The sequence below is a fragment of the Micromonospora musae genome (genome assembly GCF_003626635.1).
In the GTDB taxonomy this organism is placed as follows: domain Bacteria; phylum Actinomycetota; class Actinomycetes; order Mycobacteriales; family Micromonosporaceae; genus Micromonospora; species Micromonospora musae.
The window spans coordinates 251,956-270,324 of the sequence record NZ_RAZT01000011.1 but is presented as its reverse complement, the minus strand read 5'-3'; the positions used below and the strand labels follow the sequence as shown (position 1 = coordinate 270,324).

Genomic DNA, 18,369 nt, shown 5'->3' with positions numbered 1-18,369 from the left:
CGCGATGAGTGAGCACGAGAGGAGCTGGAGACAGCGATGACGACAGCGCAAATCCCAACGGTGACTTCGGAGATGCGTGACCGGGCCCGGCGGGCGCCGGACAGCTGGATCTACACCGTCGATCCGGCCTTCGAGGGGGCCGGGGACGTGCCCGGCTGGGCCGTCATCGGCGCGTTCCGGGTGGACGAGCGGGGTGAGATCGGCGACGAGTTCCGGCGGAACCCGAACTACCGGCCCACCCCGGTCGCGCTCGGGTTCCCCGTTCCGGCGAACGAGCTGGAGAACGCGTTGCAGTTGGCGGTCACCGGCCTGGGCGGGGACGAGGAGGTCCGCAACGCGCTGCGCGAGGCGACGGTTCTCGTACCCCACGTGCCGGAGGTCGGCGTCGCCGACCTGGACGCCGGCCTGGACCGGCCGGTGGTGCACGCGTTCACCTCGGACCAGTACCTGCCCGACCCGGCGCAGTGGCAGTACTGGGAGCGGTGGCCGGCCCGGGAGCTCGCCGCGTCCATGGGTGACCGATACCTGGTGCTCAACCCGGGCAGCGCGCTGGAGCTGCGGCTTCCCGCGTCCGACCTCGCCTGACCGCCCGCGGCCCGGCCCGCCCGGCCCGCCCGGCCCGCGTTCCCTCGGATCCCGCTCGGTGTCACCACGCCGTCACACCGAGCGGGCCGGGGAGGCGGACCGATCCACGCCCGGCACTGAACCTGTTCGGGCCCCGCTTACGTGTACGCGTCGGTAGCCACCGTCTCCGAGTCGCGGGCGACCCGTACATGTCACGACAAAGGTGTGAGTGAGGTAGTTCATGCGCAGGCTGCTCCGCGCCGCGTTACGCCGGTCGTCCCGGCCGGCGAAGGGCCGGTTGCTCGCCACCGGCGCCGCACTGGTGTTCCTGCTGCTGCCGCTGACCCCGGGCACGGCGAGCGCCGTGGAGCCCTCGGTGCCGTACTGGGTGGTGCCGGGGCAACCGGGCACGGAGAGCGACCTGACCCTGCCGGGGGTCGCCGACCGGGTGCTCGGCGACAGCCGGCGCTGGCCGGAGATCTTCGAGCTCAACCGGGGGCGGACGCAGCCGGACGGTCTCGTGCTGACCGAACCGGCGCAGTCGATCCGCGCCGGCTGGGTCTTCGTCCTCCCCGAGGGCGCGACCTCCGGCGAGATCCGGATCGGCGCACCGCCGACGGCCACGCCGCCGGCGGGTCAGCAGCCCGCCGGCCAGCAGCCGGAGGCGCCACCCGCCGACCGGCCCCAGCCGGCCGCGGTGCAGCCGGCGCCACCCGTCGACGGCGAGGAGACCCTGATCCTGGGCCTCCGGCCGATCACCGCGGCGCTGCTCGGCGTGGGCACGCTCCTGGTGCTGGCCGTCGTCGTACTGGTGCCGATCCTGCTGGGACAGCGCCGCCGCCCGGCGGAGTCCGCACACCCGGCGCCGGCGTCGGGCTCCCGGGCGGTCGTGGACCGCGCGTTGCGGCAGCTCGCCACGCAGGCCGGCCAGGCGCAGGTGTACGCGGCACTGATCGGCCCGGACCGGGTCTCGCTGCGACTCGCCCCCGCGCTGCCGGAGGCCCCACCACCGTGGCAGGCGCGGCAGCAGGGTGCGATCTGGGAGGCGCCCAGCTGGCAGCTCGACCAGAACCTCGACGACAGCGGTGAACTGCCGCTGCTCGCCACCGTCGGCACGGTCGGGGGCGAGCTGGCCGTGGTCAACCTGGGCCGCGCCCCGGGCATCGTCGCGCTCACCGGGGAGCCCGCGGCCGCGATGCGCGTGGCGGTTTCCTTCCTCGACGAGATCGCCCGGCATCCGGCGGCGGCGTCCGTGGTGATCAGCGTGGTCGGCACGCTGCCCGCCGCGTCGACGGCTCCGGAACGGGTCCGGGTCATCGCCGACGCGGAGTACCTGCTGACGCCGTCCGGCGACGGTGGCGAGGTGCTGCGCGACCACCTGGTGGTGGTGACCGCCCCGATCCCACCGGCCGAGTTGGAGCGCCTCGGCGCGCTGGCGGCGGTCTCGGAGGGTACGGCCGCCGTGCTCGTCGTCGGTGACGCCCCGAACGCGGCCTGGCGGTTCGCGGCCGACGCCGACGGGTCCCTCGACGTCGGAGTGCTCGGGCTTCACCTGGACCGTCCGACGCCGCGCGGCCGGCTCGTCCCCGGCCGCCGCGGTTGACCGGCCCGCTCCTGTCCGAACCCGTCGATCGATTGGTGTGGCGATGAAAGCTCGCATCCCCCGTACGCTGCTCGGCTCGGTGACGCTCTCCGTGGCGCTGCTCGCGACCGGGTGCACCACCACGGTGACCGACCCGGTCGCCCTGCCCCAGCCGGACTCCGGCAACAGCACGTCCCGGCCGGACTCCGGCAGCAGCGCGTCCCAGCCGGACTCCGGTGCCGCGCAGCAGCCGGCCGGAGCCGGTCCGCAGGACGATCTGGGCAAACGCAGCCGCGACGGCGGCTACTGGCCGGCGTCGGTACAGCTCGGCGAGAACCCGGAGCTCGGTCCGGTGATCCTCGACGGACAGGGCTTCACCCTTTACCGGTTCGACAAGGACGACTCCTCGCCGTCCCGGTCGAACTGCACCGAGGGCTGCCTCCTGCAGTGGCTTCCGGTACTGGTCAGCGAGAAGATCAAGTTCGAGAACCTCGATCCCGCCGGACTCGGCGCGACGGCCCGCCCGGACGGCACCCAGCAGGTGACCGTGGGCGGCTGGCCGGTCTACCGCTACGCGGAGGACAAGGTGCCGGGCCGGGTCTCCGGGCAGGGCGTCGACGGGCTCTGGTTCGTGGTGGGCCCGGACGGCAACAAGGCCGCCGCGCCGGCCGGGCAATAGTTGACGGCGCAACGACGTGAGCAGAAATACACATTCGCCCGCGATCTCCAGTAAACGGGAACGCAGCAGGCATCCTGGTGGCCTGTGGGCACCGGTGGGGACCGGCGTCGTGAGGCCAATAAAGGGTGGTACGTATGGCGGGGTTGAGGCCCGTTCGTCAGCAGGCAGTAGCAGACGAGGCCTTGGTCCGATCCCTCTACGAGGAGCACGGCCGCGCGATGCTCGCTTATGCGACGCAGCTGACCCGCGACCGCGCCGCCGCGGAGGACGTCGTCCAGGAAGCCCTCGTGCGGGCCTGGCGTCACCCGGACAGTCTGGTCAACGGCAAGGGTTCGGTTCGGGGGTGGCTGCTTACCGTGGTACGCAACATCGTCACTGACACGGTACGTGCCCGGAAGGCGCGACCGGCCGAGGTTCCGGAGAGTCCGACAGACGTCGCTGTCGAGCGCGACCACGCCGATCAGGTGGTCAATTCGATGGTCGTGATGGACGCTCTCAACCATCTCTCTCGCGAGCACCGCGAGGTGCTTGAACAGGTATACCTACTCGGGAGTACAGTCGCGGAAGCCGCGAAGGCGCTGGGTATCCCGCCGGGCACGGTCAAGTCACGCTCCTACTACGCACTCCGGGCGCTCCGCGACATCGCGGGACGCCCAGCCGGGGTGGAACGGTCTGCCTCATGAAATCCGACAGCTCGATGCCGACCAGTGACCACGTGGACATTGGCGGCTATCTGATGGGCGCGCTCGACGAGGAGCAGGTCCGGCAGGTAGAGGAACACCTGGCGGGCTGCGCGGAGTGCCGGACAGAGGTCGAGTCGCTGCAGGAATGGACGATGGCGCTCCAAGCGGTGCCGGACGCGATGCTGCTCGACGGCCCGCCGGAGGGCGGGGACCTGCTGCTGCAGCGCACCCTGCGGCAGGTGCGGAGCGAGTCGTCCGGCCGGCGTCAGCGCCGGGGCGTGATCTTCAGCGCCGCCGCGGCGGTGGTCATCGCCGCCGCCGTCTCGGGCGGCGTCGTCCTCGGCCGCACGACCGCCGACGCTCCGCAGATCGAGGCCCAGCCCGGGCCGTCCGCCTCGGTGACCGCCGCCGGTCCGGGAGTCCGGAACGTCAGCGCGTCCGACCCGCAGACCGGCGCCCGGCTGACCGTGGCCATGACCCCGGCACCCGGTTGGGTGCGGATCAACGCCGCGATCACCGGGATCCCCCGGGGAGAGCGCTGCCGCCTCCTGGTGGTCGGCAAGGACGGCAGCACCGTGCTGGCCGGCAGTTGGCTGGTGTCCGAGAAGGGCCAGGCCGACGGCACCACGCTCGACGGCAGCGCCCTGATCGACCCGGAACAGGTCGACAGCATCCGGGTGGAGACGGTCGAGGGCAAACCCTACGTCGGCGTGAAGCTGTGACCCGAAGGGCCCGCCCCGGCCGATGACTCGGCCGGGGCGGGCCCTCGTGGTTCTGCTGACGACCGCGGAAGCCGCCCTACCGGTACTTCTCCAGACAGGGCACGATCGCCCCGGCGGTGAAGCCGTCGCGGAACGCCTCGACCCGGGCGAAGCCGGACGGGATGCCGGCGCCGTTGGCGTCCGCGGCAATCAGGCTCCGGGGGGCGAGCATCTCGGCCACCGCCTCGTCCAGGTCGCCCGGGGACAGCTGCAGGACCGCGCCCCGGCCCACCACGATCGTCGCCGCCCAGACCCCGGTCATGCAGGCCGTACGCTGCGCCGTGGCCAGCCCGGTGAGCGGATAGCCCTCCGCCTGCTGCCTCGCCAGCGCGTACCGGGAGGCGACCTCGGCGAAGGCGGCGAAGTCCCCCAGACCACCCTCACCCTGCTCCGGGGCGGTACCGAGGCGACCCAGCTCGCCCAGGTCCAGCCCGACGGTGTTGGTGGCCGGGCAGTACGAGGCGGGCGTCGTCGCGGTCGCACCGGGGCACGGCCCCCCGGAGCGGCTGATCGCCGGCCACTGGGCACCCGGTCGACCGAAGGCGGCCCGCAGCGTCTCCTGCAGGGCGAGCAGCGAGTCCTGGTCGTCCACCGGCAGGTTCCCGGCCGTCTCGCCGGCGGGCGACGCCTGGCCGCTGGCCGGCTGGGTGATCCGCCGCCGCACCTCCGCCTCGTCGATGCGGGCGCACCGCTCGGGGCCGTCGCCGAAGCCGAACTGGAACGCCGAGACCCGGTCGAACGCGTTGCCGTGCGCCCCCTCGGCGTCGAATCCCGTTTCAACGCCGTCGCGGATGAAGAAGAGCGTGGCGAGGATCTGGTTGAGGCCGGGCCCGGTGGAGAGCCGGAAGTGTGGGGAGTTGCCCTCCGCCACCCACCGGAAGAAGTTCCCCGCGTAGCAGTCGGCCTGCTGCTCCTTGACGATGGAGCTGGTCCGCCCGCCGGCCGAGCCGAGCCGGAACTGCACGGCGTGCCCCAGCTCGTGTGCGAGGACGGCCACCACCGCCATCGGCCCGAACGAGTCGTCGAGGGTGGGAAGCAACTGCCCCCGGTCCCAGGCGACCGAGTCGTCGAGCGAGCAGTAGAACGCGTTCACCGCACCGGCCGTGCTGCTGTTGCAGACGGTGACGGCCGGGCCCGTCGAGTCGTACGAGATGAGCCGACTGACGGGGTCGAAGCCGCGGTCGAAGGCGGCGGGCAGCTGCTCCCCCCAGTACTTCTGCAGGTCGTCGACGGCGTTGCGGGCGAGCCGATCCAGCTCGCCGCCGTCGCTCCCCTCGGCGGTCAGGCGGGTGTCGGGCACCCCGGGCCGGGGCCCGCTCTCACCTGTGGTGATCTCCAGACCGGCGACCTTGGTGGCGCTCCACCGCTCGGCCGCGCCGGTACCGTCCACGGTCCGGGTGCAGCCGGCGAGCAGGGCCGCCATCCCGAGGGTCACCCCGCCGAGTGCGAGCGCCCGCCTTCTACTCACCGCCCGTACGTTGCGATGCGTCATCTTCCAGCACCTTCTTGATGTCGCGGCGCCGCCGTGGCACCGCTGTCGGGGGAGGCCGGCCGGGAGCGCGTCGGGAGGCCACCGGCGCGGCGCGGGTACGAAAACGGGTGTGCCGGCCCGGCGAAGAGCCGGACCGGCACACCCGCTGTGTGTGGTCGGACGATCAGCTGAAGCGGATCGAGGCGACGGCGTCGTCGAACTTGAGGGCCGCCAGGTTGGTGACGTCACCGTTGATGATCTGGGACTTGCCGGTGCAGTCCGGGCCGGTCCAGATCTTCAGCGAGCCGTTGGTCGCGATGGAGGAGGCCACGCGGGGACGGGGCACGTTCTGGCAGCCGGGGCCGGCGACACCCTGGGAGGCGCCGCTGTCGCTGAAGTTGGCGTCGTCGAAGAGGACGGCGCTGGTGGCGGGCGGAGCGGTCGCCCCACCGTTGTCCGGAGTGCCCTGACCACCGTCGTTACCACCGTTGTCGATGCCGGCCTTGCCGCCGGTCGGGGTCACGCCGAACCAGGTGCCACCGACGCCCTGGCCGAGGGTGTCACCGCGCTTGGTGTCCTTGGCGAACCGGTAGACCGGCCAGCCGTTGATGGTGACCTGCCGGGTGCCGTCGGAGCGCCGGACCGTGCCGACGGCCGACTTCTTGATCCCGGCGATGAAGATCTTGCCGCCCGGCGCGACGGTCACCGGCGGCCAGGTCTGCGCGCACTCGCCCTCGCAGTTCGAGGCGGGCGGGTTGTTGCTGTCCTTGTCGAACCGGTAGAGCGTCAGCCCGGAGCCGTTCACCACCACCGGGTCGAGGTCGCCGGCCTTGCTCGCGGTGAGCTGGACCCACTTCTGCGCGTTCCGCAGGGTCTCGCCGCCCGCGACGCCGCCGTTCGGCACGGCCCAGTCGCCCATGCCCGGCGCGGAGTTGTTGGACTTCGCGGTGCCCGGGAGCAGCGAGAGGTCACCGGCGCCCGCGCCGTCGGCCGGCGGAGCGGCTTGGCTGCTGGCCGGAGCCGAGGCCTGGGCCGGCGCCGGCGCCTCCGGGGTCGAGCTGCACGCGGTCAGCGCCGCCAGGCCGGCCGCCAGCACGGCGACGAGGGGCACCAGGTGCTTGCGCATCATGTGGAATCTCCAGGTTCTAGCCGGCTCCAGCGCGTTCCGGAGGCCGTTCGGCATCCACACGGAGCCCACCGGGAAACGGTTCAGCCCACTTCTGATCACCCGTCGTCACGCATGACAAGATCAGCCATGCCCGTGACCAACCCCTGGCTGGCCGGCCCGTCGCCCACCCGACGGCTCGACCGGCACCGCCTCGAGGAGCGCATCCTCAACCTGCTGTCGGCGCAGAACATGTGCGTCCTCGCCACCTCCGGGCCGGACGGCCCGCTGGCGACGCCGGTGCGCTACTTCCACCTCGACTTCGCGCTGATGTTCACCGCCGCCGCCGCGTCCCCGAAGATGCGGAACATCGCCGCGGACCCACGAATCTCGGTCGGCGTCTTCGCGCCGCTCGTCGGCCAAGCGAGCAGCCGGGGAGCCCAGCTCTTCGGCCGCGCCCGGGTGCTGGCGGCCGGCGACCCCGAGCGGGAGCGGTACTGGCCGGCCGTGCGTTGGCAGTCCGATCACGTCGAACGCTCCCGGGCCCTCGACGAGCCGCCGACGGACCCACTCGTGGTGGTCGACGCGGAGCGCATCGTCTACACGGAACACTGGCTGCGCCGGGACGGGTACGCACCACGGCAGTTCTGGCGGCGCGAGCCGAGCTGACGACTGTCGGTTCGGCCGCGGTGGTCCCGGCATGGGAGTGGCCGGGGACCGTCCGGGTACGACAGCGGGATGACGGATCGACCTCGACTGGTCCTGACCAGCACGGTGCTGGACTCTCCCGATGCCCAGGAGCTCGCCGCGTTCTACGAGCGTCTGCTCGGTTGGTCGCGGGACGAGGACGAGCCCGACTGGGTGACCCTGCGCGCGCCCGGGGGTGGGGCCGGGCTGGCCTTCCAGAGTGAGCCGGCGTACGTCCGGCCGGTCTGGCCGGCCGATCCCGGCCGGCCGCAGATGATGGCGCACCTCGACATCAGGGTCGAGGACCTCGAGGCTGCCTCGGCCCACGCGCTCGCCGCAGGTGCCACCCGGGCGGACTTCCAACCGCAGGAGCATGTTCGGGTGCACTTCGACCCCGCCGGTCACCCCTTCTGCCTGTACCTCTGAAACCCGGCGTCCGGCCGGTCTAAGCGCGGACCGACTGGGCGCGTGCGCCGGCGGCGCTCGAACGCGCCCAGTCGCCGTCGTCCGGAGGGTCAGGCCTTACGCAGGGACGCGATCACCGCCGCGGAGTGGGCGCGCATGGCGGGAACGCCGGCCTGGGCGGGTGCGGGCAGCGCGGAGAGGATGAGCGCGACCTCTTCCGGCGTGCCGACCTCGTCGAAGAAGCCGACGAGCAGGCTGGCGCCGACCGGCGGGGTGGTGGTGATCACCCTGAGCGCGAAGGCCTCCCACGTCTCGGGCGACACGTGCTCCTGCAGGGCGGGGAAGAGCAGGGGCTCCTCGTGCGAGAGGTGCGTGTGGACGAGGTCCCGCAGGGCGGCCGCGGCGGTGGCCAGCTCCCGCCGGTCGCCCTCGGTCGGCACCGGCATTTCCTCCAGCGCGTCCAGGGCGGCGTCGAGGGCGTCGTGCTCGTCGCTGAGGGCCTTGAGGGGCTCGGAGGCGCCGGGCGAGACGGCCTCGATCATCGGCCAGAGGTCGTGGTCCTCGCTCTCGTGGTGGTGGCGCAGCGTCGCCACCAGGAAGTCGCGGAGTTCGGTGAGGTGGGCGACGTCGGCTTCCCGGCGCGCTGCGGCCTCGGCCAGCAGGGTCGTCGCCTGGCGGTGCATGTCGTGGGTGAGCCGGGTCTCGATGACGGAGCGGGGCTCCTGTGCCGTGGTCATGCGAGCCAGAGTAGTTCGCTATAGGGCAATATGCTGAATAAAGCGTCCTCGGTGTGGCCTGAACTACACGGGGCGGCATCATCACACGCCGGGCCACCCAGGAATAGCGCCCGTGACGAATCCGGTTCGTTCGACACACCCGAGAGTTCACCGCATCGGCACACGTACCCCAGTCGGTTCCGGTTCATCATTCGAGCAAATTACCTGGTCAGCCGCCATCGGTCGGCGGAGACGCGATTAGCACGAAGACTCGGACGAGCCTCATCGGTGAGCGTCGGCGTATTACGCCCGTCACGTTGCTCAATTGTGCGGAAGTCGTTAGCTTTTTTCTGCTGCTCGGATGCCGCCCGTCCGAAGGGGACGGACGCACCACTCGGCGCCAGCCCGATCTGACGCAATCCTGATCGCTCTCCGCAACGGCTTTCATCCGAATCGGAAGGTGAAGTGTGGTGGCTACGAAGTGCCACCCGAGCATTCAGCGAATGGAGTTCTCCGCATGACTCGATCTGTCAGGCGACGCGCGCACGGACCTGGTTCCCTGCTGGGGGCCGCGCTGGTCGCGCTGCTCGGCGCGTCCGTCGCCGCACCGGCGGCACAGGCCGCTTCAGAATCCGCCTCCGGCAAGCCGGCCCCGAACTGCGCTCCTGGAGCCAGAGCTGTGGGGTTCAGCGACGCCCTGGACAAGGTCACCGTCAAGGGTGTGCAGGTCGGCGGTCTGTCCGCCATCACCTACGACGAGCGCAGTCACGGTTACGTCTCAGTGGTCGACCGCAGCGGCACGCTCCCTGCCCAGCTGTGGTTCTTCCGGGATCCCGGCCACCCACGCGTCACCGGGTCAACCCTGCTGACCAAGGCGGACGGCACCCCGTACGACGGCACGAACTTCGACGCCGAAGGGCTCGCCGTCCTGCCTGACGGCCGGTTCCTCGTCAGCTCCGAGTCCGAGCCCTCGATCCGGATCTTCGGACGTGACGGGGTTGAGCGCGGCGAGCTGCCGGTGCCGGCACGTTTCCGGGTCTCCCCCGCAGGGGAGGCCACCGACAACGGCACCCTCGAGGGGCTCGGCATCTCCCCCGACGGTCAGTACGTCTACGCCGCCATGGAGGACACCCTCAGCGGTGACGTCTCGCCGACGGGCGAGGCGGTCTGGCGGCGGATCCTCGTCTACCGGGCCGATCGGCACCACGACTACCGGCTGGTCCGACAGATCGGGTACAAGGTCGACCAGGGACTTCGGATCGCGGAGATCGCCCCGTACGGCGACGGCCGGTTCGTGGTGCTCGAAGCCGCCTTCACCGCCAACGTCGGCAACACGGTCCGGCTGTACGCGGTGACCGGCGCGGACCGGGCCGGCGACGTCACCTCGATCCGGAATCTCTCCGCCGCCCCCGGCCGGGACGTGATCGGCAAGCGGCTGGTCGCGGACCTGGTCAACTGCCCGACGCTGGGTGCCACCAGCCCCGAGCCGCAGATCAACCCGCTGCTCGACAACTACGAGGCACTGACGGTCGATCGTGGGCGTGGCGACGGGAAGGCCGAGATCCACCTGATCAGCGACGACAACTTCAACCCGATCCAGGTGACCCGGGTGCTGACCCTGCAGGCGCGGCTGCCCTGACCCTCGCTGCCGCCGGTGATTGACTAAGGGATCAGGGGAGTCGGGGGTCCGGCCGACCTGGATGCCCCGACTTCAAGGACGTTGAGTCGATCACCGGCGGCCGCGGCGACGCACCCCGGGATCACTGCAACGGGAAGTCGTGACCCGCGCCTCGCTCGTCCTCCTGCCGTGGCCCGAAGTAGCGCCGATCGGCCGCACTGATCGGCACGTCGTTGATGCTGGCCTCGCGACGGCGCATCAGCCCGTTCTCGTCGAACTCCCACAGCTCGTTGCCGTAGCTGCGCCACCACCGATCCTCGCGGTCGCGACACTCGTACTGGAAACGGACGGCGATCCGGTTCTCCCGAAAAGACCACAGGCCTTTCCGCAGCACGTAGTCGAGTTCGCGCTCCCACTTGGCGGTGAGGAACTCGACGATCGCCCGACGACCGGTGATGAACTGGTCGCGGTTACGCCAGACGGAGTCCTCCGTATAGGCGAGGCTCACCCGCTGCGGGTCGCGACTGTTCCACGCGTCCTCGGCGGCCTGCACCTTGGCCAGCGCGCTGTCGAGGTCGAACGGCGGAAACGGTGGGCGCGCCTCGCTCATGGTCCTGTCCCCTTCCGCGGTCCCCAGGACGGGCTGCGGCATTCCCGGCGGGAGCAGGGCCGAAACGTGGCCCCCTCCCGCCGGCTGGGCCGGGCCCGCAGCGGGTTCAGCGGGTCTGATCGGTCGGTCGGATCAGGATCTCGTTGACGGCGACGTGCTCGGGCTGGGTGAGCGCGTACAGGACGGCGCTCGCGATGTCCTCGGGCTGGAGGGTCCGCATCGACTCGGCCATGCTCTTCGCCATGGCCTGGATGGCCGGATCGCTGATGTGGCTGGCCAGCTCGGTGTCGACGAATCCGGGTTCGATGACGATCACCCGTACGCCCTCCGCGGTGACCTCCTGCCGCAGCGCCTCGGAGAAGGCGGTGATGCCGAACTTCGTGGCCCCGTAGACGGCGCTCGCGGCGGAGGCCGTACGCCCCGAGGTCGAGGAGATCTGCACCACGGCGCCCTTGGCGGCGAGCAGGTGCGGCAGGGCGGCGTGCACCGCGTACATCGAACCGAGCAGGTTGGTCTCGACCATCCGCGTCCACTCGGTGAGGTCCGCGCCCAGGATCGGGCCGCTGAGCATGACGCCCGCGTTGTTCACCAGCACGTCGAGGGAGCCGAATCGGTCGACGGTCGCCGTGACGGCGTTCTGCACGGACTGGCGATCGGTGACGTCCAGGTCGAGGGCGAGGATCTCGCCGGGGGCGTCCTGGGTGAGGGACTTCAGCCGGTCGGCCCGGCGGGCCCCGACCGCGACCCGGGTGCCCGCCTTCGACAGGGCGAGCGCCGTGCCCTGACCGATGCCCGAGGACGCGCCGGTGACGAGGACGACCTTTCCGTCCAGTGCGTTGCTCATTGTCCTACCTCCGGGGTGGGTTCGGAATGACTGCTCCGCCGGCCGAAGGGCCGGGCGGTGACCGGCGGAACAGAAAATGACCGCCTGGTCATGTTGACCGTAGCAGAGAAAATGACCGACCGGTCATGTTGGTGGTAGGGTCGACCCCGGGAGGGGGTACGCGTGACCGAGACGACAGCCACTCCGGGCCAGCGAGCGGACATGGTGCGCAACCGGCGCCTGCTGCTCGACGCGGCGACCGCGGCGTTCGCCGAGTGCGGGGTCGACGTGTCGATGGGGGAGATCGCCCAGCGCGCCGGGCTCGCCAAGGGCACGGTGTTCCGGCACTTCGCCTCGAAGGAAGACCTGCTCGCGGCGATCATGCTTCAGCTGCTCGACCGACTCACCAGCACGGCGGACCGCCTGGTCGACGCCGACGACGCGGCCGCCGCGCTGCACGAGTTCATGACCGCCGGGGTCGAGGTGCTCGCCGCCGACCGTGCGTTCTGCGAGGTGATCGGGCGCCCGTCGCTGCAACTCGCCCAGGTGCGGTCCGCGATCGAGCGCCTCGGCCAGACCGCCGAGACGCTCACCGCCCGGGCCCGCGAACAGGGCACGATCCGCGACGACGTCACCGGCATGGACATCGTGTTGCTGCTCGGCGGCATACATCAGACGGCGGCGCCCCTGCTGGACGCGCAGCCGCAGGTTTGGCGCCGCTACCTCGAACTGACCTTCGACGGGCTCCGCGCCACGAACGCCCGGAGCCTGCCGCACCCGCCGTCGCGCCGGCTCCCCACCGCCCAGTCCGACTGACCTCACCGGGCCCGCGCCGCTCGTCGTTCGCGAGCGACTCGGCCGCCCGTCCGGGGGACGGCGGAGGAACGCCCGGCGGCCCCGAAACGAGGACCGCCTCCGGAGGCCGCGCTGGGGTCCGGGGGCGGTCGACGGTACGACCCGATCAGATAATGATCTTGTACATGTTGAGATCGCCGATCGCGACGACGTGCTGCCGAACTGCTTCAACGCCAGGTCTGCCACACCCCGGGCTGGGGACTCCGCTCACTTGACGACCGCTCGAATTTAGTCATAGTTTTGGACGGTCAAGAAATTGGACTAACTCCGGTGAGGGAGACCCGACATGCGCGCAGCCTGGTACGAGAAGCAGGGTCCGGCGGCCGAGGTGCTGCGGCTCGGCGAGATGCCCGACCCGCAGCCCGGCCCCGGCGAGGTCCGGGTACGCATCACCGCATCCGGCATCCACGTCGGCGACATCGGCAAGCGCCGCGGCTACTGGGGCTCGACGATGTCGTACCCCCGGGTGATCCCGCACGGCGACGGCAGTGGCGTCATCGACGTGGTAGGCGAAGGCGTCGACCCGGCCCGGATCGGTGAGCGCGTCTGGGTCTACCTCGCACAGTCGTACCGCCCGTTCGGCACGGCCGCCGAGTACACGGTCGTGCCGGCCGCCCATGCCGTCCCGCTGCCGTCGGCGGTCCCCGACGAGCAGGCGGCCGGCCTCGGCATCCCTGGCATCACCGCGCATCGCGCGATCTTCGCTGACGGCCCGGTGACCGGGCAGCGCGTACTGGTGACGGGTGCGCTGGGCGCTGTCGGACGGGCCGCGGTGGCGGTGGCCCGGCGGGGCGGGGCCACGGTCGTCGCGACGGTGCGGCACCCCGAGCAGATCCCGGCGGCCCTCGCGGCCGGCGCCCACCACGTCGTCGACGTGTCGAGCGGTGACGCGGCCGAACGGATCCTGGCGGCGACCGGCGGGGAACCCGTCGACCGGGTGGCCGAGCTGGCCTTTGACGCCAACCTCGAACTCAACGAGAAGATCCTCGCCTACAACGGCGTGATCGCCACGTACGCGACGGGCGACAGCTCGCCGCGCATCCCGTACTGGCCATACGCCTTCAAGAACATCACGGTGCGCTTCCTCAGCAACGACGACTTCCCCGAGGAGGCGAACGAGGCGGCCGCCCGGGCCCTGACCGAGGCCCTGGTCGCCGGCGACCTGGTCTATCCGATCGCCGCGGAGCTGCCACTGTCGGAGATCGTCCGGGCCCACGAACTGGTCGAGGAGCCGACCACCGTCGGCCGCGTCGTCCTCAAGCTCTGACGACGGGCCGGGCGGCCCGGCCGGTCAGACGGAGGTTCCCTCCTCGGCGCTGATCAACGCGCCGATCGCGTCGAAGAACGCCGCGATTCCGGGGAGGTTGGCCCCCTTGGCCCGGGACGCGGCGAAGTCCTCGGGGGTCTCCCAGAGCACGATGTCCAGCCACTCGTCGTTCGGAAGGCGCACCAGGCGCGCCTCGATGAAGCCCGAGCGGTCCGCCTGGAAGTCGGCGAGCATCTGCGGCCGGGCCTGCAACAGGTCGTTCTCGCGGGCCGGGTCGACCCGGAAGCGAGTGAGTTCCACGGTGGGCATGAGTTCCTCCGGTTGGTTCGGTAGCACGATCGTATAGTCCAATTTATGGACTATCTATTCCCCGGCCTCTAACGGGGATTACACGAGACGGAGCAGCCGCGCTGTGGATCTCGGCATGCTCGCCACCCGACTCCTGTTCGGGCTGCAGTCCGAGCTGTTCCGGCGCGGCGCCGAGGAGGGCTTCGACGACCTCCGCCCCCGGCACGGAGCGGTGTTGGCCCACCTGGACGAGGACGGCCTGCGGCAGACCGACCTCACCCGGCTGGCCGGCCGGAACAAGCAGACCATCAGTGAGCCCAGGGGTTCGTGAAGGTGGTCACAGATATTGACTGTCCAGTCTTTGGACTGTCAAGATTTTGGACGTTACCGAAACACCTCCACCGCCGTCCCGCTGCCTCGAAGCTGAGACGGGCTGGATTCGCGGAGCCCCGGCGGCACCCGCGAAGCATCGTCCCGCCCGCTACGTGAGCGGCACCGACCAACGGAGCGACCATGACCTGGACAGCCGGTTTCCGTACCGCCGTGATCAACCCGCACGACCAGCTCCAGCTCAGCGAACCCCGTGGCTTCGCCGACCAGACCGTACGACAGGTGCTGCACCTGGCCGGCGGTGGAGAAGCCTTCCGCGTACGCCTGACGAACCGCTACGGCCGGGCCCCGTTGACCATCGCGGCGGCCACGTACTCGGTCGGCCGACGGCAGGGCGCTCTCACCTTCGACGGCATCGGGCAGTGCGTCATTCCGGCGGGCGAGGAGCTCGTCTCCGACCCGGTCGAGCTTCCCGTCGCCGCCGGCACGGACCTGGTCGTCGACCTCTACCTCCCGGAGCGGACCGGCCTCGCCACCTACTCCCACCGGCCGGCGGAGGTCGCGCGAGTCGTCGACGGAAACCACGTCGGCTCGCCCACGTTCGCTCGGGCCGCGCAGGTGGAGGCCCGGTTCTACCTCTCCGGGGTCGACGTGCTCGCCGCGCCGGGGACCGCGATCGCGGTGGCCTTCGGCGACTCCTGGTTCGAGGGCGTCGGCACCACGACCAGCGCGAACCGCCGCTCCGTCGACTACCTCAACCGCCGACTCGATCGAGGGTGGGTCGTCAACCAGGGCATCGCCGGGAACCGCCTGCTGCGCGACGAGGTCGGCGAACACGCGCTGACCCGCTTCGACCGCGACGTCCTCCCGGTACCCGGAGTCACCCACGTCCTGCTGCACTTCGGTATCAACGATCTCGTTCTCCCCACCATGCTGGGCGAGCCGCTCCCCACCGCCGCCGCCCTCGTCGAGGGCTTCACCAACCTGGCCGACCGCGCCCACGCCGCCGGCCTGAAGGTCATCGGAGGAACCATCGGCGCCTTCGGGGGCGCTCCGATCAGCACGCCGGAGGGCCTCGCCGTCCGGCGCCAGGTGAACGACTGGATCCGTACAACCGACGCCTTCGACGGTGTCTTCGACGTGGCCCGGGCCGTGGCGAACCCGCAGGCCCCCGACCACATCCACCCCGCGCTGGACAGCGGCGACGGCATGCACCTCAACGACCGGGGCGCCAAGGCCATGGCCGACGCCGTCGACCTGGCGGACCTCACGCTCTAGCTGCCCCCGCCGCCCGCCGCCCGTACGCGACGGCCCCGGCCAGCCCGCGCTCATCTGCGTTCGCCGATCCTGGACGCGTACACGGAGGCGGCGCCGTCGGAGAGCGTGGGAAAGACGACGGGCATGAAGTCCTCGCTGAAGGTCACAGGAGCGCCATTCGAGCACCCGACCGACCACAAGGGAGGGAAACACCGCGGGCCTGATCTGCCATATCGGCAGTTCAGGGTCGCGGTGATCTTGGCGCCCGAAGGGACTCGACTCCCTAACCTTCTAATTTGTAGGAGCATCCTGCACCCGGCGGTACCCGCCTCGCCTCCCCGCTGGCTCGTGGCCGACGTTCATCCGGTGGCGGCCGTTGGCGTTGTGCTGGGGTCAGGCTGGGGTCAGAGACTCGCAGCTTGGGAATCTCACAAGATCGACCGTGGGTGCGGCCCTACGCCTGCTCGGCGCGTTCTCACGTGGCCTGGTTTGGCCCCCCGTGCCATCGCCTTGTGGCCCGTGGATGGCCCGGCCACACCTCTGACCGGGGATGGTCGCCCAGCGGCTTCGCCCTTGACCGGAGCATGTCAGGCCGCGCCACTACGGTTCATCGCGTGATCCAAGAGACGACGGAGAAGCTGAACCGGTGCCGTGAGAAGGCGCTCGCACGCGATATCCCCACCGTTGACGTGGAGCGGTGGTTGGGCGTCGTACGCCGGTGCGCCACGCTGTCGCCGCAGGCGAATGGGCCGGTCGTGGGCCGCCTCGGCGGTCCACTGATGCTTCCGCCCGACGTCCCCGACCCTGAGTATCCCCTCATCGCGTCCCTTGACCTCGCGGCGCTGCCGCAGGACGCGACAGACCTCCCATTGCCGCCCGACGGCCAGCTTCTGTTGTTCGCCTGTCCCGAAGCCTCGGCATGGGGCAGCGAGATCCCCCTCGGTTCTGCGGCGTACGTCCCTGTCGGCACGACCGTCGAGGAACGCTGGTTGGACTTCAGCGACACGGGCGAGGAGTTTGCCAGCTATCAAGAGGTATCTGAGCTGCAGGGAGAGCTGCGACTGAGGTACGACATCTCGCTCCCGGACCATGACGACATCATCGACAAGGCCGAGCACCCCCACGCCGCCGAGCTGCGCGAGGTGTGGGGACAGGTGCGAGGCGAAGGTCTGAAGGTCATCGGCTGGGATCGGCTGCAGATCGGCGGATACGCCACTGACTGCGGTATGGACCCCGTCACCTCATCTGCGGTGTCGGCAGCGCGAACAGAGAGGGCCGGCCTACGACCGGGGACCGGGGAAGCGACACACCCGGAGGACTGGGTGCTTCTCGCCGAATGGCATCCTTCCCTCCCTGGCTGGGAAGACGCAGTTGCCCACTGGTCGATCAGGCGGCAGGACGCGGCGGCGCGACGCTTCAACCGGGCGTACGTCTCCGTGTTCTGGTTTTGACCGTCGTGCACCACGTCGGCGGTCTTGAGGATCTCCTCGTCGCGGTTCTTGAAGGCTGCGCGGGATGACCGGTGGTATGCGCCGTACTCGGTCGCCTTGGCGCTGGGGCTTCGCCGCGGTGAGGCGTTGGCGCTGCGGTGGGTCGACGTGGACCTGGTCGATGGCGTGCTCCGCGTTCGGCAGTCGTTGCAGCGCACAGGCGGACAACTCCGGTTCGGGCCGGTGAAGACGGACGGGTCGGAACGGGCGGTGGCCTTGCCTGCCGGGCTGGTCGACGTGCTCCGTGGTCATCGGGTCTTGCAGCGGACGAAGCGGGAGGCCGCCGGTGATCGCTGGCAGGAGCATGGCCTTCTGTTCACGACAAAGATCGGCACACCGATTGAGCCGCGCAATATCAATCGGCATCTCGACCAGCTCTGCGAGCGGGCAGGCGTTCGTCGTATTCGGGTTCATGACCTACGCCACGTAGGGGTCAGCCGTGGGGGTCAGAAAGGTCAAGGGCCAGTCTCCCATGATGGGAAACCGGCCCCTGACCTGCTGTGCGCCCGAAGGGACTCGAACCCCTAACCTTCTGATCCGTAGTCAGATGCTCTATCCATTGAGCTACGGGCGCTGGTGCTCAGCCAGCCTACACGACCGACTTTCGCGCGGAGACTCCGGGATTCGAACCCGGGAGGGGCTTTAAGACCCCAACCGCATTAGCAGTGCGGCGCCATAGACCAGACTAGGCGAAGTCTCCTCGGTGACCCGCAAGTCACCGCGCCCGAGGATACAGGGCCGCACCCATCGGGGGCAAAGCGACCTCCTCGGCGACTCCGTCCGGTCTCCGCCTCGCTGTACTTCCACGCTGTGCGGCGGCGTGTTCACGGCTACGCTCCATCGATATGCACGAGCAGCCCCCGAGCGAGCCGACCCGCCGCGAGCCTGCTGACGGGGCCCGGCGGCGTTTCCCCGAGGCGACCTTCACTCCGCCCGACGACCCGCCCGCCGCTTCTGACCCGGCGCCGCCCTCGGCGAAGCCGAAAAGATCCCGCCGCGCGAAGGCGGCACCGGCCGTGCTGTTCCAGCCGCCCGAGCCCGACGACCCGGCGCCTCCCCCGGTGCCCCGGCGCGCGACCGCCGGGAAGTCCAGACCACCCGCGACCATTGCCGCACCGGCGACCGAGGCGGACCGGTCGGCGGGGACCGGGGCAGCAACAGCGCGGCCGGAGGCGGTA

At 70.8% G+C, this 18,369-nt stretch carries 20 protein-coding genes and 2 tRNA genes; 14 read left to right on the top strand and 8 right to left on the bottom strand.

All coding sequences use genetic code 11. From position 1 onward, the window contains the following. The first annotated feature begins 36 nt into the window (after positions 1-36). The 5 genes from D7044_RS22885 to D7044_RS22865 all read left to right on the top strand — a co-directional run bounded on the left by D7044_RS22885 (position 37) and on the right by D7044_RS22865 (position 4,230). Positions 37-585 carry a type VII secretion system-associated protein gene (locus tag D7044_RS22885; RefSeq protein WP_120690140.1) on the top strand — a complete coding sequence of 183 codons (549 nt, stop codon included), beginning with the start codon at positions 37-39 and terminating at the stop codon, positions 583-585. A gap of 220 nt (positions 586-805) precedes the next feature. Then, positions 806-2,167: a hypothetical protein gene (locus tag D7044_RS22880; RefSeq protein WP_120690139.1), complete on the top strand. Its 1,362-nt coding sequence runs from the start codon at positions 806-808 to the stop codon at positions 2,165-2,167. A gap of 43 nt (positions 2,168-2,210) precedes the next feature. Beyond that, positions 2,211-2,825 carry a COG4315 family predicted lipoprotein gene (locus D7044_RS22875; protein WP_147434704.1) on the top strand — a complete coding sequence of 205 codons (615 nt, stop codon included), beginning with the start codon at positions 2,211-2,213 and terminating at the stop codon, positions 2,823-2,825. Positions 2,826-2,959: 134 nt separating this feature from the next. After that, entirely contained in the window at positions 2,960-3,508 is a 549-nt protein-coding gene (locus D7044_RS22870) for a sigma-70 family RNA polymerase sigma factor (RefSeq protein ID WP_120682842.1), read from the top strand. After that, positions 3,505-4,230: an anti-sigma factor gene (locus D7044_RS22865; protein ID WP_120682844.1), complete on the top strand. Its 726-nt coding sequence runs from the start codon at positions 3,505-3,507 to the stop codon at positions 4,228-4,230. The genes D7044_RS22870 and D7044_RS22865 overlap by 4 nt, the downstream gene beginning before the upstream one ends. 76 nt (positions 4,231-4,306) lie before the next feature. On the opposite strand, the gene D7044_RS22860 is transcribed toward D7044_RS22865, so the two are convergent. Then, complete coding sequence (locus D7044_RS22860; RefSeq protein WP_199716732.1) at positions 4,307-5,761, bottom strand: neutral zinc metallopeptidase; 1,455 nt, start codon at positions 5,759-5,761, stop codon at positions 4,307-4,309. Positions 5,762-5,924: 163 nt separating this feature from the next. Further along, positions 5,925-6,869 carry a hypothetical protein gene (locus tag D7044_RS22855; protein ID WP_120690137.1) on the bottom strand — a complete coding sequence of 315 codons (945 nt, stop codon included), beginning with the start codon at positions 6,867-6,869 and terminating at the stop codon, positions 5,925-5,927. Positions 6,870-6,995: 126 nt separating this feature from the next. Between D7044_RS22855 and D7044_RS22850 the strand changes: the two genes are divergently transcribed. Both D7044_RS22850 and D7044_RS22845 read left to right on the top strand, forming a co-directional pair. After that, on the top strand, positions 6,996-7,514 hold the full coding sequence (locus D7044_RS22850; protein ID WP_120682848.1) for a pyridoxamine 5'-phosphate oxidase family protein: 519 nt from the start codon (positions 6,996-6,998) through the stop codon (positions 7,512-7,514). 69 nt (positions 7,515-7,583) lie between these two features. Beyond that, on the top strand, positions 7,584-7,958 hold the full coding sequence (locus tag D7044_RS22845) for a VOC family protein (protein WP_120682850.1): 375 nt from the start codon (positions 7,584-7,586) through the stop codon (positions 7,956-7,958). Positions 7,959-8,047: 89 nt separating this feature from the next. Here D7044_RS22845 and D7044_RS22840 read toward each other — a convergent pair whose 3' ends face one another. After that, on the bottom strand, positions 8,048-8,674 hold the full coding sequence (locus D7044_RS22840; protein WP_120682852.1) for a hemerythrin domain-containing protein: 627 nt from the start codon (positions 8,672-8,674) through the stop codon (positions 8,048-8,050). 496 nt (positions 8,675-9,170) lie between these two features. Here D7044_RS22840 and D7044_RS22835 point away from each other — a divergent pair, with 496 nt between their 5' ends. Continuing rightward, complete coding sequence (locus tag D7044_RS22835; protein WP_120682854.1) at positions 9,171-10,292, top strand: esterase-like activity of phytase family protein; 1,122 nt, start codon at positions 9,171-9,173, stop codon at positions 10,290-10,292. A gap of 121 nt (positions 10,293-10,413) precedes the next feature. On the opposite strand, the gene D7044_RS22830 is transcribed toward D7044_RS22835, so the two are convergent. Together D7044_RS22830 and D7044_RS22825 are read right to left on the bottom strand one after the other, a co-directional pair. Continuing rightward, positions 10,414-10,881, bottom strand: coding sequence for a nuclear transport factor 2 family protein (locus D7044_RS22830; protein WP_120682856.1), 468 nt, complete (start codon positions 10,879-10,881; stop codon positions 10,414-10,416). 106 nt (positions 10,882-10,987) lie between these two features. Then, entirely contained in the window at positions 10,988-11,725 is a 738-nt protein-coding gene (locus D7044_RS22825) for an SDR family NAD(P)-dependent oxidoreductase (RefSeq protein WP_120690136.1), read from the bottom strand. Between the two features lie 162 nt (positions 11,726-11,887). Between D7044_RS22825 and D7044_RS22820 the strand changes: the two genes are divergently transcribed. Together D7044_RS22820 and D7044_RS22815 are read left to right on the top strand one after the other, a co-directional pair. Further along, positions 11,888-12,520, top strand: a complete 633-nt coding sequence (locus D7044_RS22820; protein ID WP_199716731.1) for a TetR/AcrR family transcriptional regulator — start codon at positions 11,888-11,890, stop codon at positions 12,518-12,520. A 325-nt stretch (positions 12,521-12,845) separates the two neighbouring features. Then, the gene (locus tag D7044_RS22815) at positions 12,846-13,826 is read left to right on the top strand and encodes an NADPH:quinone reductase (RefSeq protein ID WP_120682862.1); all 981 of its coding nucleotides are present in this window, start codon (positions 12,846-12,848) and stop codon (positions 13,824-13,826) included. Between the two features lie 24 nt (positions 13,827-13,850). Here D7044_RS22815 and D7044_RS22810 read toward each other — a convergent pair whose 3' ends face one another. After that, positions 13,851-14,135: an antibiotic biosynthesis monooxygenase gene (locus D7044_RS22810; protein ID WP_120690134.1), complete on the bottom strand. Its 285-nt coding sequence runs from the start codon at positions 14,133-14,135 to the stop codon at positions 13,851-13,853. Between the two features lie 103 nt (positions 14,136-14,238). On the opposite strand from D7044_RS22810, the gene D7044_RS22805 reads away from it, so the two are divergent. From D7044_RS22805 to D7044_RS33575, 4 genes are all read left to right on the top strand, one after another. After that, positions 14,239-14,445 (top strand): hypothetical protein, encoded by a 207-nt coding sequence (locus tag D7044_RS22805; protein WP_120690133.1) that lies wholly within the window; start codon positions 14,239-14,241, stop codon positions 14,443-14,445. 182 nt (positions 14,446-14,627) lie between these two features. Beyond that, positions 14,628-15,722, top strand: coding sequence for an SGNH/GDSL hydrolase family protein (locus D7044_RS22800; RefSeq protein WP_120690132.1), 1,095 nt, complete (start codon positions 14,628-14,630; stop codon positions 15,720-15,722). A gap of 593 nt (positions 15,723-16,315) precedes the next feature. After that, on the top strand, positions 16,316-17,152 hold the full coding sequence (locus D7044_RS22795) for a DUF1963 domain-containing protein (RefSeq protein ID WP_199716730.1): 837 nt from the start codon (positions 16,316-16,318) through the stop codon (positions 17,150-17,152). Between the two features lie 24 nt (positions 17,153-17,176). Then, positions 17,177-17,719: a site-specific integrase gene (locus D7044_RS33575; protein WP_120690130.1), complete on the top strand. Its 543-nt coding sequence runs from the start codon at positions 17,177-17,179 to the stop codon at positions 17,717-17,719. On the opposite strand, the gene D7044_RS22785 is transcribed toward D7044_RS33575, so the two are convergent. Together D7044_RS22785 and D7044_RS22780 are read right to left on the bottom strand one after the other, a co-directional pair. After that, positions 17,693-17,765, bottom strand: a tRNA-Arg gene (locus D7044_RS22785). The two genes, D7044_RS33575 and D7044_RS22785, sit on opposite strands and share 27 nt — an antisense overlap. Before the next feature lie 35 nt (positions 17,766-17,800). Beyond that, positions 17,801-17,891 (bottom strand) — tRNA-Ser (locus D7044_RS22780). Between the last annotated feature and the right edge of the window lie 478 nt (positions 17,892-18,369).